The organism is Haladaptatus sp. QDMS2, assembly GCF_029338295.1.
GTDB lineage: Archaea > Halobacteriota > Halobacteria > Halobacteriales > Halococcaceae > QDMS2.
Window position 1 is genome coordinate 2,432,339 of the sequence record NZ_CP119791.1, and the last position, 19,793, is coordinate 2,452,131.

Below are 19,793 nucleotides of genomic sequence, written 5' to 3' on the forward strand. Positions count from 1 at the left end.
AAGGGACTCGTCTCAGTTGTCGGACTTGACGAACACGAGCGCGTCCTCGCCATCCTCGTAGTAGCGAGGAATCCGGTGGTGGGGCATAAAGCCGTACCGCCGGTAGAGCGACTGGGCCGCCTCGTTCGACTCCCGGACTTCGAGTTTCACCGTCTCGACAGCGTTGGTTGCGAGGACGACCAGTGCCCGCTCAAGGAGGCGTGCGCCGATGCCCTGGCCGCGATGGTCGGGCGCGACGGCGAAATCTTTGATGTGGCCGATTGGCCGCCCGTGGTTCGGCACGATGTCTGCGACGACGTAGCCGACGACCTCGCCCGCCTCGGCGACGAGGAAGCCCGGTTCGTCGACGAAAAACTCGAAGGCAGCGTAGGGCCACGGCTGGGGGAACGACTGGCGTTCGATGCGAAATACGGCGAGCAGGTCTGCGAGGGTCGCTTCCCGAATCTCGACCGGTCCGCCCGCACCCTCGGCCGTCGTGGTCACGAGAGAGGGTACGCACTGGACGCTATATATCACGTTTGGACGAAAGTTTTTTTAACTTACAAATGCAGTGTAATAATTGCACCCAAGTGAGGGTGTTCCCCCAACCCCAACCTCAGTATCCTTTTCGGGACACCGCAGAACATGTTAGCAGACGCTCAGGTTCGTAAAAATCGAAAACGTGAGAGGTTCGTTAGTCGTCCGCCGGTGCGGCGCCGCCTTCGGTCTGCATCTTCGTGTGTGGCAGTTTGCCACCGTCTGCGAGGATGCGGCGTTCGCGCTCGGAGGCTTCGAGTTCGGCGGTGAACTCCCAGTCGTCGTTGACGCGGACCGTGAACTCTTCTTTGCCCTCACGGACACCTTCTGCGACGTCGTCGACGATTTCGATGTCGTCGCCCTGTTCGAGCGTGGTGTACGTCTCCTCGTCGATGACGAGCGGGACGAGTCCGAAGTTGAACAGGTTCGCCTTGTGGATGCGGGCGAACGACTGTGCGAAGACGCCCTTGATGCCGAGGTACATCGGACAGAGGGCGGCGTGTTCGCGGGAGGAACCCTGCCCGTAGTTCTCGCCGGCGACGAGGAAGCCGCCGTCGGAGTCGAGGGAACGCTGGGCGAAGCTCTGGTCGACACGCGAGAGCGTGAACTCGGAGAGCTTCGGGATGTTAGACCGGTACATCAGGATGTCCTGGGTTGCAGGGATGATGTGGTCGGTCGTGATGTTGTCCTCCATCTTGAGGAGTGCCGAGCCTTCGAGGTGGGCGTCGAGTGGGTCCTTCAGCGGGACGTCGCCGATGTTCGGGCCCTTCACGAGGCTGTCGTCGACGGCCTCGTCCGGCGTGATGATGTCGGCCTTCGAACCGTCGTACTTCTCGGGCAGTTCTGCGCCGGGTGCTTCGAGGTCACCGAGTTCCTCGGCGAAGTCTCGTGGGTCGACGATTTCGCCCTTGAGACCGGCGGCGGCGGCGACTTCCGGCGAGCAGAGGTAGACGTTGTCGTCCTCGATGCCGGAGCGGCCTTCGAAGTTGCGGTTGAACGTCCGCAGGGAGACGGAGTCGGAGGCTGGCACGTGACCGATACCGATACACGCACCACAGGTTGCCTCGGAGAAGTTGACGCCAGCGGCCATCATCTCTGCGACCCAGCCCTCACGGGCGAGGAGTTCCGCAGACTGCTTGGAACCGGGAGCGACGATGAACTCCGTCTTCTTGTTGACTTCGCGGCCTTTGACCATCTTCGCGGCCGGGAGCATGTCGGTGTAGCCACCGTTGGTACAGGAGCCGACCATGACCTGGTCGACTGCGGTGCCAGCGACTTCGCGGACTGGCACGACCTTGTCCGGCATGGACGGGCACGCGATGAGCGGTTCGATGTCGGAGAGGTCGATGACGATTTCGTCGTCGTACTCCGCGTCCTCGTCCGGCTGGAGGTCCACGTATTCGTCCTCGCGGTTGACCTTCGAGAGGAAGTCCTTCGTCTTCTCGTCGGTTGGGAAGATAGAGGACGTCGCGCCGAGTTCCGTACCCATGTTGGTGATGGTCGTACGCTCGGGGACGGTGAGCGTCTCGACGCCGGGGCCGGTGTACTCGAAGATTTTGCCGACGCCGCCCTTGACCGAGAGGCGACGGAGCATCTCGAGGATGACGTCCTTCGCGGTAGACCACTCTGGAAGCTCGCCTTCGAGGCGAACGTTCACGACTTCAGGCATCTCGACGTAGTACGGGCCACCGCCCATGGCGACGGCGATGTCGAGGCCACCCGCGCCGATGGCGAGCTGGCCGAGGCCGCCGGGCGTTGGCGTGTGCGAGTCAGAGCCGAGGAGCGTCTTGCCGGGTGCGGCGAAGTTCTCCTTGTGGACGTTGTGACAGATACCGTTGCCGGGGCGAGAGAAATATGCGCCGAAAGTCCCGGCCGCAGAGCGCAGGAAGCGGTGGTCGTCGGAGTTCTTAAAGTCGAACTGGTAGGTCTGGTGGTCGCAGTACTGGGCTGCGAGTTCCGTCTGGACCTCGTCCATTTCCAGGGCTTCGAACTGGAGCCAGACGAGCGTCCCCGTCGTGTCCTGTGCGAGGACCTGGTCGATCTCGATGCCGATTTCCTCACCTGTCTCGAGTTCCCCCTCGACGAGGTGGTCAGCAAGAATTTTTTCCGTAAGCGTCTGTCCCATAACGGCTTGAGATGCAGGCTACACGGTTATAAATCCCGTGAAATTAGCCATGGAAAACCATCATAAACACCGGTTTCGTCGGCAACTTTCTCGAAATTATTGCCATTTTCTTGGAATCTGATAGACACATGGTAACGTACACGGTTTTGAATTTCGGCAGACCTTTGCTATCGGGCCAGTCACCCTCCAGTATGTTCAGAAGCGGGCAATTCGTCGCAGACCACGTTACCCCCGTCACCGCCGACCAGATTCAACCGAACGGCATCGACCTCACGCTCGAAGCGGTGTTCGAACAGCGCGAACCCGGCCGCATCGGCATGGACGGGAAGGAAGTGGGCGACCGCCAGAAACTCGCGGGCGAACAGGTCGTCGAAGTGCCCCCGGAGGACCCCGACCCGAACGACGCTTACTACCTGCCACCGGGCGGGTACATCGTGCGCTACGCCGAAATCGTCTCCATCCCCGAGGACCACGTCGGGTTCATCTACCCGCGCTCGTCGCTCCTTCGTAACTCCTGTATGCTGAACACGGCCGTCTGGGACGCCGGCTACGAGGGCAAAGGCGAAGGCCTCCTGCAGGTCCACCACGACATCGAAATCGAACACGGCGCACGCATCGCCCAGCTCGTCCTCGCCGACGCGGACCACGAGGGTGTCTACGAGGGGAGCTACCAGGGCGAAAATATCGACTGAGAGCTTTCAATTTTATTAATTAAATTATAAATTAATTCCGATAGCGACAGATTTTAATTGAGCTTGCCCGTGGAAGGTTCCATGGCACGTCACAACACGCCACGACGGACCTTCCTCAAAGGAATCGGCGCGGCTGGACTCGGAACGACACTCGCCTCCGGCAGTGCAGGAGCCTCCCTCCCGCTCGTCGACGACCTGCTCAACCTCACGAGCGACGACGCACAGGAAGTCCTCGTGGTGTTCGACCAGAGGGAGAACGTCTCACTGCTCTCCCAGCTGGACCTGCTCGACGGGTTCGTCGGGATGAACGTCTTCCCCATCGGGTACACACGACTCACCGGCAGTCAAATCGAAGAAGTCGCCTCCTGGGACAGCGTCCGGCGCATCGAGGCGAACAAGGAACTCGACTATCACAACGCGGACGCCCGCGAGGTGACCGGCGTCTCCACCGTCCAGTCGGACCTCGGTTACAAGGGAGACAACGCCCACACCGCTGTCATCGACTCCGGAATCTCCGCCCTCCACCCCGACCATCAGGAGAACCTCCAGCACAACTACCGCTATCTCAACCCGCTCGGGTCCTCGGGCACGACGTTCTGGGTGGACGTCGGTTCCATCGACACCGACGACAATGGCCACGGCACGCACACGAGTGGCTCCATCGCTGGCGACGGGTCGAACACCGAGGCCAACCGCGGGATGGCTCCGAGCGCGGACCTGACCGTCTACTCGGCGGGCCTGACGCTACTCGTCATCCACGCCGTCTCGGCGATGGACCATCTCGTTTCCGAAAAACTCGCCGGGAACACCGACGTCCAGGTCGTCTCCAACTCATACGGGAGCGCGAGCGGGAACGACTACGACCCCGACGCCGCGCTCAACGTCGCGACGTGGGAAGCCTTCGAGGCGGGCATCCTCCCCGTCTTCTCCGCGGGCAACAGCGGCCCGGCGAACAACACCCTCAACGACTACGCGAAAGCCCCCCACGTGCTCAGCGTGGCTGCGACGAACGACCAGAAAGCAGTCACCGACTTCTCCTCGCGCGGGCGGGCGTCCTCGTACGCGGGCGAGACGAACTACGACCGGCAGACGGCACTCGACAACCTCCGCGCCCATCACGACGGCGAGTCGGTGAGCGGACCGGTCGGCCTCTACCGCAACGGCGTCGGCGCACCCGGCAACGCTGTCGTGAGCACGCTCTCACCGCTCGACCCGCTCAACGCGACGGGTGGCGGCAACGACCTGTACTACGGCCCGCTCAGCGGGACGAGCATGTCCTGTCCCGTCACCGCCGGAATTGCCACGCTCGTCGTGGACGCCTACTACGACGCGACGGGGTCCTACCCCGACCCGCTCGACGTGCTGAACACCATCGAAGCCGAGAGCAACGAAGTCCGTGCGGACTACACCCCCGCGAACATCGGTGCCGGGTTCGTCGACGGTGACGCCGCCGTCACCCGGGCCGCGAACGGAAACCTCGCCGACTTCAGCGAAGTCGACATCGTCTCGGAATAATCAGACCACTCTGGTAGACTCCCGGAGGACCGCTCCGGAGTGCCACACCAGATGCTTTTCCTCTGCGTGCAGTTCCGCGTGCTCGAACGCCTCGTACTCGCTGCTCGCCCGGACGCGGAAGCCACAGTCCGGAACCGGACATTCGTACTCGTATGCCATGCTAGAGATACACACTCAAAGAAGAAAGCGTTGTGTTGGGTCAGATTGACGAACTGTTTGCCGAACCAAGCAGACAGTTGGATGGTTTTGTCAGAACACTGTTTTATAGATACGTGTTGGCTAGTGCCATGCGCTTCAGTAGACGCAGTGTACTCAAAGCGACGGGCGCGGCGGGCGCGGCGACACTGCTTCCATATACGGGAAGCGGCGTCGCACAGACACCGACTATCGACGGGCAGCTCGAGACGGACTCGGCCGACCTCCAGGAGGTGCTGGTCGTCTTCGATTCGAACGACAACGTCGATTTACTCTCGCAGTTCGACCTGGATGCAGGGTACTTCAAATTCGACGTCCTCCCGATTGGCTACGCGAAACTGACCGGCGACCAGATAGCGACGGTCGCCGAGATTCCAGCCGTTCGCTACGTTCAGGCCAACCGTGAACTCGACTATCACAACGAGGACTCCCGCGAGGCGACGGGCGCGGACATCGTCCAGAACAACCTGTTCTACACCGGCGAGACAGCCCACTCGGTCGTCATCGACTCCGGTATCGACGGCGACCACCCCGACCACGAGACGAACCTCCAGCACAACTGGCGGTACGTAGACCCCCTCGACGAAGGCACGATGTGGGTGGACGCCGGCCCCGCGGACACCGACGACAACGGTCACGGCACCCACACCTCGGGGTCGGTGGCCGGCGACGGCACCGCGAGCGACGGGAAGTACAAGGGGATGGCTCCGGACGCCGAGTTGACCGTCTACTCTTCGGGTGCAACCTTGCTCATCCTCCAGGCCGTCGGCGCGTACGACCACCTGCTCTCGCGGGTCGAACAGGGCAAAACCGAGGTGCAAATCGTCTCCAACTCCTACGGTACCTCCAGTCCGGACGACTTCGTGCCGAGCGACGCGCTCAACGTCGCGACGTGGGAAGCCTTCCAGCGGGACATCCTGTCCGTCTTCTCCGCGGGCAACGCCGGGCCCGGCGAGAACACGCTCAACAACTACACCAAGGCACCGCACGTCCTCGGCGTCGCGGCGACGATGGACGACAAGAGCGTCACCGACTTCTCCTCGCGCGGCCGGTTCGCCGACTACGACGGCGGCGGCGAGGGCGCACAGTACGACCGCGAACTCGCCCTCTCGAATCTGACCGACTACTTCGACGCGAACCTCGCAGACCAGCCAGTGCTCACCGAGGAATCCTACTCCGGAACCGTCGGTCCCGGCTCCAGCGATGCCGGTGTGGGCGACTCAGTGTACCAGGAGTGGACCGCCCCCGAACAGGCGGGCTACGTCGAAGCCGACGTGTCGTGGACGCCACCTGGACAGGACTTGGACATCTACCTCCATCAGGGGGCGAAAGACGGCCCCGTCGTGGCCAGCGGCGCGACGCTCGACAATCCAGAGCACGTCGCAGGTGCGGTCAACGGTGGCCAGACGTACTTCTTCGAAATCGTCCCGTACGCGAACGTCAGCGCGTCCTGGACCATCGACCTCGTCTCACGCGAGGCCCCGCCGAAGGGCCAACAGCCCGAAGGGCCGTTCGGCATCTATCGCAACGGCGTCGGCGCGAACGGCAACCTCGTGATGAGCACGCTGTCGCCGGACGACCCACTCCAGGCATACGCCGGACTGAGCGGTCCAGAAGAACAGGACAGTGAAATCTGGTACGGACGCATCTCCGGGACGAGCATGTCCTGTCCCGTCACGGCGGGCGTCTGCACGCTCGTCGTGGACGCCTACTACCAGAACCACGGCGAATACCCCGACCCGCTCGACGTGCTCCTCATCATGGAGGCGAGCGCGAAGGACGTGCGCGGCGACTACAACCCGGCGAACATGGGTGCCGGATTCGTCGATGCGGTGGCCGCCGTCAAACTCGCAGAAGAGAACAAACCGCATCCGGCGAAGTTCAAGGACGTGGACCTGACGAGTCTCGATTCGACCGCCACGGACACCGTGTTCGAGGCCACGGGGTCCCGGGCCGACGACGGGTCGGTGTTCACCGCGGGCCAGACCAATCGCGTGGACATCACCGTGGACAGTTCCACCGGCTCAGCGTTCGTCCGTGACGCGATTCCGTTCGACTGGACGCTCGTCGGCGGTGACGACGCCACCGTCTACACCGAAGACGGCACGCGCTACGTCGAGTTCACGAACCCGGTCGGCACCGTCGGCGAAGACGACGACCCGGTCACCCGGACGTACTTCCTCGAAGCGCCAGACTCGACGGGCACCTACGAGTTCGGCCCCGCAGAAGCAATCTCGACGTTCGACGAGTCGAAATCCGTCACTCTCACCGGGACGGACAGCAACACCGTCGGCGGCGTCGACACTAGCTAATCGACCTCTCGACTTTTCGAACCATCGGCTTGATTCCCGAACGAACCGTATTCTCTGGTTCTGAAACTCCGCCACGGGAGTTACATACGGCAAATATTGTCAACACGACCCACACCTAACGGCTTTGGTTGTGCCTACTTGTCGGCTGTCCGCTCATCACGTATTGCCTGAATAATCGTGATGATGATGCGTCTTTCCTCCACATGTGTCAGCCGTACAGACTCGAACGACCTCCTCGACCACGACGGGCGTGCGACCGTCTTCTCCGTCATCCGCGAGTCACCCGGTATCTGCATGTCCGCCGTCGCGGTTCGCGCCGACATTCCGCTTTCGACGACCCGCCACCACATCCGCGTCCTCGAACGCGGAAACCTGGTCGCGGAAACCAAGATTCGTGGCAAACGCCGGGTGTACGCCTCGAACGCGACCAACATCGAACTGGCGGCGGCGCTCGCAGACGAGGCCACCGCGGCTGTCCTCGACGCACTCTCACGACTCGGGCCGGTCTCTGTCTCGGCCCTCGCAGACGACCTGGCACGCGACCCGAGCACGGTCACCCATCACCTCCAGCGCCTCGCCGCCGCTGGCCTCGTTGAGCGCGAGCGACAGGGCCGAGTCGTCATCAACGCCCTCGCCGGAGAGGCAAAAGATGCACTTGCCCCGGCGGTGCGTGAGGAATCGATGCCACAACCCCGCCTCATGGCCGACGGGTCGGGGTTCGGCGAAGACGACTGCTGACCTTCTCAAAAAAGCCGCTGTCGCGGTCTACGTGCTCTGTCCGAGCACCGTGTTGTCGTCGCTCGTGCCAGCCACCGCGACCCAACCGTCGCCAGCGTAGGCGTCGCGGTTGACTGGGAGGACTTCGACATCGCCGAAGGTGTAGACGTTACTCTCTTCGAGCGAGGCAGGTGCCTCGGCGAAGTAGCTCGCAGCGAGTGACTCGACGCCGTCGCCCGACGTGCCCGTGAGGTAGACGTACTGGACGCCGTCGCCCTGTTCGACGGACACGACGTCGCCGTATTCGGTGTCCACCGTCCACGCGGCGGGGACCACGTCACGGACGTACATCGGCCCGTCTGCGTCGCTCAGTTCGATGTCCACCTGATTCGTCTGCCCGCCGGTGAACACCGAGCCGTCGTCGCTGCGCGTTCCCGTGACCGAGAACGGAAGTTCCGTCCGCGTCGTGTCGAGGTCGAAGTGGGCCTGCACGTCGTAGCCGTTGACCGCGCCGGGGACGTTCACGAGTTTCGCGACGACGTAGTAGACGCCGGATTCGAGTGTGAAGGAGACAGCGGCGTCGCCCGTGAGCCCCTGTGCCTTCGTCACGACGTTCGGCTCGCCGTTCGCCGCCGGGTTCGCGGCGTCGTAGACGAACAGGTCGAAGTGCGGGTTCTCCTCGGCCATGCCCTTGTTCCCGCCCGCGTAGTGGCTGAACGAGAGGTCAACGGTGTAGACGCCGGGTTCCGTGAGATAGCCAGCGACCGCCCGGGAGTCCGCGGGGACGTTCAGGCCGAGGACTTCCGCGCCCTTGTCCGTGAGTGGGGTCGTCACGGCATCCACCGCGGCGTCCGGGTTCACCCGGCCGAAGCCCTCGTACGGGTCGCGGCCGCCGAACTCGTAGGTCGGCACGTGCGCCCGGTGGTACGGCGCGGCGGTAAAGGCCGTCTCCGTGGCCGTGGCCAGAAGCACCTGTTTGAGGCGCATCACGTCGTCGAACTCGGTCTGTGCTGGCTCGGGGAGGCGGATTGCGGTGGGTGCCTCTGTGCTCTCCATCGCCTCCGCGACGAGACCCGTCGTGCCCGTGACGTACGGCGCGGCCATCGACGTGCCCGCCTTGCCCGTGTAGTCGCGCACGTCTGCGTCGTCGTCCTCGATGTCGGAACTGAGCGCCTCTGCTGCGTTCGCGAGGTCGGTGAGCGACCCGCCGGGTGCAGTGACGTCGGGTTTCATGTAGACGCTGTCGTCGTCTTCGTCGACGCCGCCGACGCCGCCCGAGGAGTAGGCGACCAGTCCGTCGCGCGGGCCGGTCGCAGCCACGGAGACGGCCTCGTCTGCGATGCCGGGTGCACCGTTGCCGTTGGCTGGCGTCGCCGCGTTACCTGCCGCGGCGAGCGTGAGGATGCCGCCCTCTGCAATCTGTTTGATGCTCGCCGGAATATCGTCGAGGAAGCCACCAGCCGCGCCAAGCGGGAGGCCGCCGATGTAGCCCCACGACATATTGACCGCGCGCATGTTGAACGTACTCGCGAAGGATTCTGCGTGGGTGCCGAGATCTACCGTCGGGCCGGAGAGTCCCTGAAGGCCGACGAGACTCGCGTTCGGCGCGAGGCCGGCGTGCAACGAGAGGTCGCCTGTTTCGAGGCGGTCTGCGACCGTCTCGTCCGGGGCGAGGAACGCGCCGACGCGAACCGAATCCACCGTGCCTGTCGAGGCCGCCTCGCCGCCCGCGGGCCGGACGTAGCACGTGTAAGTTCCGGACTGGGTGACCGGCGCTTCGGCCACGTTGTTGTCCACGAGGCTCGTGTCGCTGCCGACCTCGGAGCTGTCGAGTTCCTCGCCGTTTGGTCCCTCGATGATGAGTTCGATGGCCTCGCCGTAGGCGCTGATGAAGACGCCCGTGCCCGCCTCCGCTGGGACGGAGTATTCGAGGAAATCACCGGCGGTGAGGACGGCGTTCGGTTCCTCTTTGACGACGGTGGTCGCGTCTACGGCGCTCGCCCGCCCGGATCCGCCCATGATGGACGAACAGTGTGACCCGTGGCCGTCGGGGTCGCGGGGTTTGTCGAGACTCCCGTAGCGCGTGCCAGCATCGTACCAGCCGACGACTTTCGGCATCGTCGAGGTGACGTCGTCTGCGTCTACGTCCGCGAAGGCGACGCTCGACGACGCCGGATACGTCGTCATTTCGCCCGTCGTGTAGACGTACCCGCCTGCGATGGTGTAGTCCGCGATGACGTTGATGTAGGATTCGACGACGAACCGATAGACTGCCTCGGGTTCGACGATTTCCAGAATCTCCTCCGGTTGTCCGGCGTTCGTAGAGGAGGCGACGCGCTGCCAACTGCCGTCTGCCTGTTGCTTGTCGAGGTAGAGTTCGAGGTCCTCGCCGGCGCTCGTGACGTCTGCGTCCTGGTTCTCCGGTTCCCAGGTCATCGTGGCGTCGATTTCGAGTTCGTTCGCTTCGTCGGGAAGCGCAGGGGTCGTGAACTCGTGGGTGGCCGTCGTCGGCGTGACGAACGTGCCCGTCGCGAGCGTGCCCGTGTACTCGTAGGTTTCGCCGTCGAGGGTGTGCTCCGTCAGGTCGTTTTCGGCCGGTCGCGTGAGTTTGAGTTCGCCGTCGCGGACGAGCGCGAGGACGCCGTTCCACGGCCCGATGTCCGGGTGGCGAGCGTCGATGCCCGAGTCGGTCAGCCCGATAGCCCGGTCGGCTCGGCCGCGATAGCCGCGCGCCCAGACCTTGCTGGCCTCTAAGACGCGGAAGTTCGCATATTCCGGATGAATGTTCGCGTGTGCTCGTACGTTGCCGGTTGCCTGTGTTCCGAGGAGGCCGGCTCCCGCCGCGAGGCCCGTCGCCTGGAGGAGTGCCCGCCGCGAAAGCTCGATGGTGGGTGTGTTTTGTTCTGTCATACGCGTTGCGCATGTCACTCGTAACCACCTGTCTAAAAAGAAATTCTGACAACTCTGTCCAAACGTGGGTCTGAACAATCGTGATAGAACCACAATGTATATCCGGTTGTACAGGAAAATCGGAGTATCAGCGGTGCAGGCAGGTATCCCGTGTCATGAAAATCATTGACAACAGTGGGGGGTTACGGGTGCTGGGAATAATGCTCGTAGTCGCATCACTTCTCGCCGTCCCGGCCACCGTCGCGGCGACGCCTGACGACCCGCTTTCTGACGACGGAACGACGACGAACACGACGACCACCGACACGCTCTCCGACACGCAGACGACCACCGAGACGACGACAACGACCGAAGCACCGACCGCGACTGACACGCTCACAGACAGCACAGAATCCACGAGCACAGCGGTCAAGGACGAGACGAGTGAGACGCTCGACGGAACGGACGAATCCGTCGAAGAAACGAGTGAAACCGTCGAGGACACCGCCACCGCAGTCGAGGAGACGGCAACGGACACGACCGACGACGCCCAGACGACCGTGACCGACACCGTCGATTCGACGCTCAATGACGCGGCATCGACCGCCGAGGACACGGATTCGACCGTCGAAGATGGGGCAAAGACCGTGACCGAGACGGTAGACGACACGCTCTCGGACACCGACGAGACCGTCGAAACGGTCACCGAGAAGATGGACGACGCGACGGAGACCGTCGCCCCCTCGCCAGATGGCACGACCGAGGTCTCACTCGGCGACACCGGAGACGCCGAACTCGACGACGGCACGGAGACGCCAGCATTGGATGCCGGCAATGAAACACCCCAACTCGATTCTGGGACGGAAACCTCACAGCTCGACGGGGACACAGAGAATCTCGAGACGGTAAGCGAACCCGTCACGGACACGGTAGCGACGGCCGGTGAGAGCGTCCCCGGCGCGGACGACGCGACGCTGAGCGAGGACGCGCCGGCCACCACGACGTTTGTCGGTGACGACGAGCAGTCAGGTGACGGTGCGGAAACTCCCGCCCCGGCGAGCGACGACGCGCGTGCGACGGCCGACGAGACTGACGAGCGCAAGGAACCCGACAGAGAGACCCCCGCACCCGCCGGCGGGGCCGCCTTCGACGGTGACTCTGGAGGCGCACAGATCGAAGGCGGCGAAAAAGACGGGCGGACGCCAACGGGCGATTCGACCGGGACCGACGGCGCACTTGCCGCGCTCTCCGCGGTCAACATCCCCGAACCAGTAGACGACGAGACGGGTATCGCCCTCGGTATCGGCGCAATCGTCACCGCCGGCGTCTTCCGCTATGGCTCCGCCGTCGACCTCTCAGGATTCGGACAGGCGGCAGGGCAGGCGACCCACCCGCTAGTGAGGACGCAAGTCAACAGGGTCACCGACGCGATAGAACGCCTGTTCCGCATTGTCGCGCCGTTCCGGTACAGTCGGTTCGATGACTCCGACCCACTCGAACACGACGGCCGCGAAGCCGTCTACGAGGTCATCAACGAGTCGCCCGGGGCGTACCTCTCGGAGGTGGCGACCCGCGCCGACATTCCGCTCTCGACGACCCGCCACCACATCCGCGTCCTCGAACGCGAGAAGTTGGTCTCGGGGGCGAAAGTCCGCGGCAAGCGCCGCTTCTACGTCTCGCAGGCCGCGGACATCGAACTCGCCGCGGCGCTTGCAGACGAGGCCACCGCGGCCGTCCTCGACGCGCTCTCGCGACTCGGCCCCTCGTCTGTCTCCGACCTGGCCGGGGACTTAGAACGCGACCCGAGCACGGTCACCCACCACCTCCAGCGCCTCGAGGAGAACGACATCGTGAAGCGCGAGCGAGAGGGCCGTGCGGTCATCAACCGACTCTCGCCTGCGGCGAAGGCGGCGCTGTCGCCCGACCTCGAACCGACGCCAGGCGAACCACAGCGCGTCATGGCCGACGGGTCGGGGCTAGAAGAACGCTGACTGCAGGAGGGAGAGCTGTTTTTCGAGGTCTTCGGGCGTGTGAACAACCTGTCCGAGGATGACCTCGTCGAACCCGAGGCGTTCGACGGCGGCGAGGTCGGCCCGCATGTCGTCTGGGGTGCCGGTGAGACAGAACTCCTGTGCGTAGTCGAAATCCCGGTCGGCCGCGAGGAAGTCCTCGAAGGCCGCCTTTTGCTCGCGATGGGCCACCTCTCGGTCGTCAGTCTCCACGACGTGGACGTACTGGAGCATCACGCGACGCAGCGAGTCGGGGTCGACGCCCCGGTCGCGGGCGTGGTCCGCGATGATGTTCCACTCGGCTTCGAGTTTTTCGGGGTTGGTCGGCCGGGCCAGCCAGCCGCCGCAGTCGAGGATTCGGTCGAGGATGGGCCGCGGGATGCGTCGGTTTCCGTCTTCGTCGCGAACCGACGACCCGCCCGCGAGCAAGTTCGGCGGCGCGTCCAGTACCGGGTCGATGCGTACGTCCTCGAACTCGTGAAATCGCCCAGAGAAAGACGCCTCTCCGGCGAACAGGCGGTTCAGTACCTCCACGGCCTCGCTGAGACGCGGCCCGCGTTCGTTGTGCGGGACGCCCGTCACCTCGAATTCTTTTGGCACGTACCCCGCGCCGAGGCCGAGGGTGACCTGCCCATCGCTCAAGTGCTGGAGCGAGAGCGCCTGCGAGGCGATGTTCGCGGTGCGCCGCAGCGGCGCGATGAGAATCGAGGTGCCGAGGTTGGCGGCGGGCGCGACGGCCGCGGCGTGCGAAAGTGCGATGAGGGGGTCTAGAAGACTGGTCCGGTACGGTTCTGGCTTCACGACGTGGTCGAGCGCCCAGAGGCCGTGAAAGCCGGCGTCGGTCGCTTCGCGGGCCCACCAGCGAATCGTCTCCGCGGGGACGCGGTACTCGCCGGTACAATGGGTTGGCAGCATACTCCCGAGGTGCATGGGTTCACAATCGGGTGTGTGGATAAGTAGCTAGCCCAGGACGCAACCGTTGCAACTTACGTCTCGAAGTACCGGTCGTGATGAGCGCGACAGCCCGGATTGAACTCCGCCTCACACGCGGGACACTCGTTCGCCGCGTCGAGGTACTCGGTGACCGTGAGTTCCGTCTCGCAGACGCCACACAGCACCGCCGGTTCGTCGAACCGGTCGCGGAGCCAGACCGTCGCCGGGTGGTCGGCCACCGCCTCGTGGCACTCGAAACACGGGTAGTACGTCTCACAGCAGGCGAACTTGAGCGCGACGACGTCGAGCGACGAGTCGTAGTGGGCACACCGCGTCGCTGCGTCCACGGCGACGCCCCTAACATCGGGCATGGGTGAGAGTTCTGCGTGGGGTGGGTTGAAGGTTCTGTCACTGCGGCCAGCTCAACGCTTTTGTCACTCGTCGAAAAATGGGAGCCATGGCCAGCTCGTCTGCATCGCTCTCTGAGCCGTACGTCCTCGCGCACACGAAACGGCGGCTCTTCCCGAACGCGGAGGACCCCCAGAGCTACGCGGTCACGGACACGCAGTTTTCGACCGGAACGTGGCTCGCGGGCGAGCAGATACGACAGGATGTGGTCGCGGAACTCGCCCCCTTCAACCACGTCCAGATTGGGAACGGCTACCCCGACCTCGTCGGCGTCACCCGACTCGACCCCGAGTTGCTCGCCGTCGACCGCCTCGGTGACGACCCGCCGCTCGTCGTGGTCGAATCGAAGGGATACACCGCGAACCGACTGGTGGACACGGAACGGGGCATCGTGCAGGCGTACAACCGCCTCGACGAGGCGAACGCGGCCTTCCTCGCGGCTCCAGCCGACGCAATCACGCAAACCGACGAGACCCTCGCCCGCGAGTTGAACGTCGGCATCCTCGGCGTCGGTCCGGGTGGCACCGTCGAACCGGCCGTCGTCCCGCGGCTGGTCGGGCATCGCGGCGCAGAGGGGGCGAACGCAATCCGCTTTCAGGCGAGCGCACAGGGCGTCGCGAACAAGTCGTTCGGGTTGAATCATCCGAAAAATTATCTCGGCTACGCGCTGGCGATGGCTGAGGCGCAGCACCGAGAGGAGGCAGACCGGCTTCTCGAAACGCACGTCGTCGGGGACACGGCGAGCGCCAGACAGGGGGCCGCGTTTCTCGGCCTCGTTGACACCTCCCTCGGACGCGACCGACTGACGCCGCTTGGCCGAGAAGTTGCCCGATTCGCCCAGGAGCAAGAGGGGTCTGTGCGGGCGGCGCTCGAACGGTTCGCAGACTGGAAGCGGACGCGAAGTCGCTTTTCGACCGAGGCTCCACGGTGGGGACAGCTCGCCCGGCGCGTCGTCTTCGCGTACCCGGCGACCCAGTTGCTCGTCGCGGAACTGGAGGAACTCCACGAGTGGAACGAGCCAAATCCGACGCTCGTCGACCTCGTGACCTCGTTGTTCACGCAGCATCCCTCGTTCACCGTCGAGTTGTTCATCCGCGGAACCGCCGAGGCCCGGCAGGCAGTGCTGGACACGGACGGGAAGCTCCGGCAGGCGGCGCTCGCAGACGGCGACGTGTACCACTCACCCACCGTATTTCAGTTGAAAGCGATGCTCTATCACGTCGGATTGCTCACGGAACGAGGACGCGAACCGAACCGACTGGACCCGGAGACCGACGTCTGGGCGCTTCGTAATCCAGTCAGTCGGTGAAAAATGCCGCGTGGGTCACGCCCGCGAACCGGTGTCGGCGCGTCGATACCGGCCGAGGCGACTGTATCCCTGTATCGACCCGTCACCCGCGATGAGCACCTCGTACTGGCCGAGGATGTCCTGGGTGTCGGGAACCGAATGGCGTTCGACGACTTCGACGACCGCTCGCCAGCCCTCGTCGCCGTCCTGCATCACTTCGGTGACGCCGTCGAGGTCGTGGCCGATGAGGTCGGCTGATGTCGTTTCGACCTTCGAGCGAACGTCGAGGATGGACGAGACTGAGTCGTCTTCCTGCTGGCCACCGTCCGCCTGTCCCGTCTCAGCTTGCTGGGTATCTTCCGTCGATTCCTGCTGGTTGGCGGCGTCCTGGGACTCGTCCGCGTCGTCCACGGTCGGGTCGCTCTCGTCGTGTTGGTAGCAGAACTTCCCGTCTGCGGCCGTCCGGCCACAGCGCTCGCCACCCTCGGTGAGCGCGTGACACTGGGCTGCCTCGGAATCGCTCATGACTCTAGCTCGTCGCCTTGATTTCGAACTCCTGGATGTCCTCTAAGTCACCAGATTGTGTTACCTGCTCTATCCTGCTCATCTCCGCCGCGTACTTGAGGAACGTGTCCACGGAGGCGGCGACGACGCGCGCCTCGACCGTGAGCAGTTCGATGCCCACGACCGACAGGCGGGCGAACACGTCAATGACGACGCCCTTGTCGAGGATGCGGTCGAGCACGTCTGCGAGACTTGAGGTGTCTGGTTGGGAACCTGCCATAGCCTCTACCCATCTCTCGTGAGGCCCTTTATTCGTTGAGGCCAACATTTAAATTTTCCAGAACGTTTGGCCGTCACTATTAGAAGGTGGTACCGCAAACGGTTACGGGAACGATGAACCGCCAGACCGAACACAGCCGGGCAGTGGGGCGATGACGAGCAACTACTACGTCTACGGCGTGCTGGAGAAAACGACGCTCGACCTCGAAGTGGCGGGCGTGGAAGGCGCGAGTCACGTCTCCACCGTCGATTACCCGCCGTTCTCCGCCGTCGTCTCGGATATCGACGTGGAGGACCCAGAGGAAACCGACGAGAACGCCCGCGCTCACGACGACGTGTTGCAGGCCGTGATGGAGCACGGTGGCGGACACACCGTCGTCCCGATGCAGTTCGGGATGGTGTTCGACTCCGCACGCGGCGTGAAGAACATCCTGCGCGGGGGCCGCAGAGCCTTCACCAAGGCACTCCGCGACACCGAGGGGATGGTCGAACTCGGCGTCAAACTCGTCGCAGAACAGGACACCGACGTGGACACGGAGACGATTCGCGAGGACGCGGCGGAGCGTCTCGCCACCGTAGCCGACGAAGTCGCAGAAGGCGACCTGTTCAGTGACCTCATCGTGTTGAACCGGTCGTATCTCGTCGCCCGCGAGAAGCGCGAGGCATTCGACGAGGCGGTTGACGAACTCGAAGCCGACTACCCGGACCTCCGGGTCCAGTACACCGGCCCGTGGGCCCCGTACAACTTCGTAGACATCGAAATCAGCGGCTCTCGGAGCAATGTTCCTCATCGATGACCTGCTCTTTCGACCGCTGCTCGCCATCCTCGACGCTATCCACTCGGTCGCGCTCACCGAGCTGTACGACGTCGAGGAGATACGCGACCGTATCAAGGAAAACCGGTTGCTGTACGAACTCGGCGACCTGTCGAAAGCCGAGTACGAGGAACGAAAGGCAGCGCTGGAAGCCGAACTGGAGGCGGCCCGCCGCGCCCACGAACGGGTCGGGAGCAGAATCGAGGTGAAACGCTAACCATGGATTCAAACACCGAAGACAAACTGGACAAGGCAAAAGACGTCGCGGCCGACGTTGCAGAGACCATCTCCGAGGAAGTCGAAGACCGTGCCCCGGAGAAAGTAAACCGTGTGAAGACGGCGAAAGACGAGGCCGAAGCGATGGCCGAGACCATCAACGTGAGCGAACTCGTGCAGGCCATCAATCTGCGCGAAGTTCCCGACGCCATCGACGAGGACGACCTGAAAGAGGCCATCACGGAGCGCGACGTGGCCGAGGCACTCGACGTGGCTGACGTGCCCGACGCCGCAGACGGTGAGGACGCATGGGAGGCGATGGACGTCCGCGAGACGTGGCGACACGGCCGAAAACTGGTCGCGGCGCTCAAAGGCGACGAGGAACTCGACGTGCCGACGCCAGACGTCGAAGACGAGGTAGTGGACTCGCCGGACGATTTAGACGAGTTCAGCCAACTCGCCATCCAGAAGAAGGCGAGCGACGCCGTAGACGAGTTCCGCGAGGAACTGCTGAAGACGCGCGCTCGGCTGAAGGAACTCCACGACAAGAATCGCGAGAAGACGACGCCCGATTCGAGAAAACCGAAGTCGAGAAGTCCAACCGCCGTCTCGACCGTCCCGAACAGCAAGCCGAAATCGACGCCGGGAACGCGCTACTCGACCGTGCCGTCAGAGACGAAGTACTCGACCGCACCGAATCGAAAGCGCATCTACGGCAATCGGTTCGAGGACGACGATGGATAGTAGCCGCCCGACCCGCCAGCAGGGCGACCTCGCAGACATGGTCGAGATGCTCTTGGACAAGGGGGTCGTCATCAACGCCGACATCGCGGTGTCGGTCGGCGACACCGAACTGCTCGACATCCGGATTCGCGCCGCGCTCGCGTCGTTCGAGACGGCCGCCCAGTACGGCCTCGAATTCCCGAGTGGCACCGACATGGAGCGCGTCGAACAGGCGTCCGGCCGGCCCGAACTCGAAGAAGAGCCAATCGACGCAACATCGATGACCGTCGAGTCGGAGCACGATGACGACGATTGACGTAGACGGAGAAGACGGCGGCCTCGTCACACTCGTCGCCACGATTGCGGACGTGTTGCTCGAAGTGATGGAGCGCGAAGCCATCCGTCGAATGGAGTCAGAGACGCTCACCGACGAGGAGATAGAACGCCTCGGCCAGCGACTCGCGACGCTCGAAGACGAACTGGAACAGTTCAAACGCGACCAGGGAATCGAAGACGACGTCGACCGCCTCAGAGGTGACCTGAACGGCCTCATCGAGTCGGCGCTCGAACTCCCCGACGACGCGGCTGGACTGGAACGGAGGGCGCAATGACCGCCGACCGACGGTACGTCTTCTGTGCAGTCTCAGTCGCAGACGGACCGGACACCTACCGCACCGTCGGGCTTGACGGAACCGACGCCTACCTCGTCCGAGAGGGGGCGGTCGGCGCACTCGTCCAGCCACAGGACGCCGCCTTCGAGCGCGACGACGACGAAGCCGTCCAGCGCCTGCTCGTAGACCACCTCGCCATCGTCGACGAGGTGGGCGAGACGTTTGGCACGCCGCTTCCGCTGCGCTTTAACACGGTGTTCGAAGGCGGTGACGACGGCGTCCGCGAGTGGCTTCGAGACGACAGCGAGCAAATTGCGACCCAGCTCGACCAACTTGCCGGCCACTGGGAGTACCGCATCGAGGTCGTCTGGACTGACGACCGCCCGGCGACCGACGAGAACGACGACCGACTTGCGGAACTCGACGCAAAACTCGAAGATGCGGCTCCCGGCAAACGGTTCCTCCTCGAAAAGCAACGCGACCAGCGGGTCGCCGAATTGGCCCGAGAGCGAAAAGCCGCAGTACAGGACGACCTCGAATCCCGGGTTGCGCCACACGCGAAGGCGGTCGCGGCGCTCGACGACCAGTCGCTCGAAATCGGCGGGCAGGAAACAGAAGGTGAGGTCGTCGCCCGCGTGTCGGTCCTCGCGACGGACGAGGGGGCGAGCGCCATCGGAGACCTGCTCGACGAGGTGGCCGCAGAAGAGGGTGTCGAGGTCCGGTACACCGGCCCGTGGCCCCCCTACACGCACGTCTCGGAGGGCGTGCCGGAATGAAGCCGACCAAGAAAAACGAGGAAGCGCTGGCCGACTTCGTGGACGTCGTTCTCAGAGAGGGCGTCGTCGTGCAGGCCGACCTCGTGATTTCGGTCGCCGACATTCCACTCGTCGGCATTCAGCTCTCGGCGGCGGTCGCCGGCATGCAGGCGATGACCGAGTACGGCCTGCTCACTGAGTGGGACGAGGAGATTCGAGCAAGCACCGAGGAGACGACGGACGAGACGCCCGACGTACCCACTGACCGAACACTTTAATTTCTTGTCACGC

The 19,793-nt window shown here is 64.0% G+C and carries 21 protein-coding genes; 13 read left to right on the forward strand and 8 right to left on the reverse strand.

What is annotated here, in order from left to right; all coding sequences use genetic code 11:
- Nucleotides 1-12: 12 nt before the first annotated feature.
- The gene (gene rimI, locus P1M51_RS13245) at nt 13-483 is read right to left on the reverse strand and encodes a ribosomal protein S18-alanine N-acetyltransferase (protein ID WP_276245648.1); all 471 of its coding nucleotides are present in this window, start codon (nt 481-483) and stop codon (nt 13-15) included.
- A gap of 190 nt (nt 484-673) precedes the next feature.
- Nucleotides 674-2,641, reverse strand: coding sequence for an aconitate hydratase (locus tag P1M51_RS13250; protein ID WP_276245649.1), 1,968 nt, complete (start codon nt 2,639-2,641; stop codon nt 674-676).
- Nucleotides 2,642-2,832: 191 nt separating this feature from the next.
- Here P1M51_RS13250 and P1M51_RS13255 point away from each other — a divergent pair, with 191 nt between their 5' ends.
- Together P1M51_RS13255 and P1M51_RS13260 are read left to right on the forward strand one after the other, a co-directional pair.
- The gene (locus P1M51_RS13255) at nt 2,833-3,333 is read left to right on the forward strand and encodes a deoxyuridine 5'-triphosphate nucleotidohydrolase (protein WP_276245650.1); all 501 of its coding nucleotides are present in this window, start codon (nt 2,833-2,835) and stop codon (nt 3,331-3,333) included.
- Between the two features lie 81 nt (nt 3,334-3,414).
- Nucleotides 3,415-4,848 (forward strand): S8 family serine peptidase, encoded by a 1,434-nt coding sequence (locus P1M51_RS13260; RefSeq protein ID WP_276274585.1) that lies wholly within the window; start codon nt 3,415-3,417, stop codon nt 4,846-4,848.
- Here P1M51_RS13260 and P1M51_RS13265 read toward each other — a convergent pair whose 3' ends face one another.
- Nucleotides 4,849-5,007: a DUF1059 domain-containing protein gene (locus P1M51_RS13265; protein WP_276245652.1), complete on the reverse strand. Its 159-nt coding sequence runs from the start codon at nt 5,005-5,007 to the stop codon at nt 4,849-4,851.
- 128 nt (nt 5,008-5,135) lie between these two features.
- Between P1M51_RS13265 and P1M51_RS13270 the strand changes: the two genes are divergently transcribed.
- Together P1M51_RS13270 and P1M51_RS13275 are read left to right on the forward strand one after the other, a co-directional pair.
- Nucleotides 5,136-7,355 carry a S8 family serine peptidase gene (locus P1M51_RS13270; protein ID WP_276274586.1) on the forward strand — a complete coding sequence of 740 codons (2,220 nt, stop codon included), beginning with the start codon at nt 5,136-5,138 and terminating at the stop codon, nt 7,353-7,355.
- A 183-nt stretch (nt 7,356-7,538) separates the two neighbouring features.
- Nucleotides 7,539-8,093 carry a helix-turn-helix domain-containing protein gene (locus P1M51_RS13275; RefSeq protein WP_276274587.1) on the forward strand — a complete coding sequence of 185 codons (555 nt, stop codon included), beginning with the start codon at nt 7,539-7,541 and terminating at the stop codon, nt 8,091-8,093.
- A gap of 27 nt (nt 8,094-8,120) precedes the next feature.
- On the opposite strand, the gene P1M51_RS13280 is transcribed toward P1M51_RS13275, so the two are convergent.
- Complete coding sequence (locus P1M51_RS13280) at nt 8,121-10,982, reverse strand: S8 family serine peptidase (protein ID WP_276274588.1); 2,862 nt, start codon at nt 10,980-10,982, stop codon at nt 8,121-8,123.
- 200 nt (nt 10,983-11,182) lie between these two features.
- On the opposite strand from P1M51_RS13280, the gene P1M51_RS13285 reads away from it, so the two are divergent.
- Nucleotides 11,183-12,952: a helix-turn-helix domain-containing protein gene (locus P1M51_RS13285; RefSeq protein ID WP_276245656.1), complete on the forward strand. Its 1,770-nt coding sequence runs from the start codon at nt 11,183-11,185 to the stop codon at nt 12,950-12,952.
- Here the strand turns inward: P1M51_RS13285 and P1M51_RS13290 are convergent.
- Both P1M51_RS13290 and P1M51_RS13295 read right to left on the reverse strand, forming a co-directional pair.
- On the reverse strand, nt 12,938-13,885 hold the full coding sequence (locus P1M51_RS13290) for an LLM class flavin-dependent oxidoreductase (RefSeq protein WP_276274589.1): 948 nt from the start codon (nt 13,883-13,885) through the stop codon (nt 12,938-12,940). The genes P1M51_RS13285 and P1M51_RS13290 overlap by 15 nt on opposite strands.
- A 71-nt stretch (nt 13,886-13,956) precedes the next feature.
- A complete protein-coding gene (locus P1M51_RS13295; protein ID WP_276245658.1) occupies nt 13,957-14,274 on the reverse strand; it encodes a CHY zinc finger protein in 318 nt (105 codons plus the stop codon).
- A gap of 86 nt (nt 14,275-14,360) precedes the next feature.
- Here P1M51_RS13295 and P1M51_RS13300 point away from each other — a divergent pair, with 86 nt between their 5' ends.
- Nucleotides 14,361-15,620 (forward strand): hypothetical protein, encoded by a 1,260-nt coding sequence (locus P1M51_RS13300; RefSeq protein ID WP_276245659.1) that lies wholly within the window; start codon nt 14,361-14,363, stop codon nt 15,618-15,620.
- A 15-nt stretch (nt 15,621-15,635) separates the two neighbouring features.
- Here the strand turns inward: P1M51_RS13300 and gvpO are convergent, their stop codons facing one another.
- Together gvpO and gvpA are read right to left on the reverse strand one after the other, a co-directional pair.
- Complete coding sequence (gene gvpO / locus P1M51_RS13305) at nt 15,636-16,124, reverse strand: gas vesicle protein GvpO, halophile-type (protein ID WP_276245660.1); 489 nt, start codon at nt 16,122-16,124, stop codon at nt 15,636-15,638.
- Between the two features lie 4 nt (nt 16,125-16,128).
- The gene (gene gvpA, locus P1M51_RS13310; RefSeq protein ID WP_276245661.1) at nt 16,129-16,383 is read right to left on the reverse strand and encodes a gas vesicle protein GvpA; all 255 of its coding nucleotides are present in this window, start codon (nt 16,381-16,383) and stop codon (nt 16,129-16,131) included.
- Nucleotides 16,384-16,534: 151 nt separating this feature from the next.
- On the opposite strand from gvpA, the gene P1M51_RS13315 reads away from it, so the two are divergent.
- The 7 genes from P1M51_RS13315 to gvpM are packed head-to-tail and all read left to right on the forward strand — an operon-like array spanning nt 16,535 to nt 19,780.
- Nucleotides 16,535-17,179 carry a GvpL/GvpF family gas vesicle protein gene (locus tag P1M51_RS13315; RefSeq protein ID WP_276245662.1) on the forward strand — a complete coding sequence of 215 codons (645 nt, stop codon included), beginning with the start codon at nt 16,535-16,537 and terminating at the stop codon, nt 17,177-17,179.
- Entirely contained in the window at nt 17,163-17,414 is a 252-nt protein-coding gene (gene gvpG / locus P1M51_RS13320; protein ID WP_276245663.1) for a gas vesicle protein GvpG, read from the forward strand. The genes P1M51_RS13315 and gvpG overlap by 17 nt, the downstream gene beginning before the upstream one ends.
- A gap of 2 nt (nt 17,415-17,416) precedes the next feature.
- Nucleotides 17,417-18,157, forward strand: coding sequence for a hypothetical protein (locus P1M51_RS13325; RefSeq protein ID WP_276245664.1), 741 nt, complete (start codon nt 17,417-17,419; stop codon nt 18,155-18,157).
- A complete protein-coding gene (gvpJ, locus tag P1M51_RS13330; RefSeq protein WP_369685066.1) occupies nt 18,150-18,452 on the forward strand; it encodes a gas vesicle protein GvpJ in 303 nt (100 codons plus the stop codon). The genes P1M51_RS13325 and gvpJ overlap by 8 nt, the downstream gene beginning before the upstream one ends.
- Nucleotides 18,439-18,747 (forward strand): gas vesicle protein K, encoded by a 309-nt coding sequence (locus P1M51_RS13335; RefSeq protein WP_276245665.1) that lies wholly within the window; start codon nt 18,439-18,441, stop codon nt 18,745-18,747. Before gvpJ ends, P1M51_RS13335 begins: the two co-directional genes overlap by 14 nt.
- Nucleotides 18,744-19,523, forward strand: a complete 780-nt coding sequence (gene gvpL / locus P1M51_RS13340; RefSeq protein ID WP_276245666.1) for a gas vesicle protein GvpL — start codon at nt 18,744-18,746, stop codon at nt 19,521-19,523. The genes P1M51_RS13335 and gvpL overlap by 4 nt, the downstream gene beginning before the upstream one ends.
- Entirely contained in the window at nt 19,520-19,780 is a 261-nt protein-coding gene (gene gvpM / locus P1M51_RS13345; protein WP_276245667.1) for a gas vesicle protein GvpM, read from the forward strand. Before gvpL ends, gvpM begins: the two co-directional genes overlap by 4 nt.
- Nucleotides 19,781-19,793 lie beyond the last annotated feature (13 nt).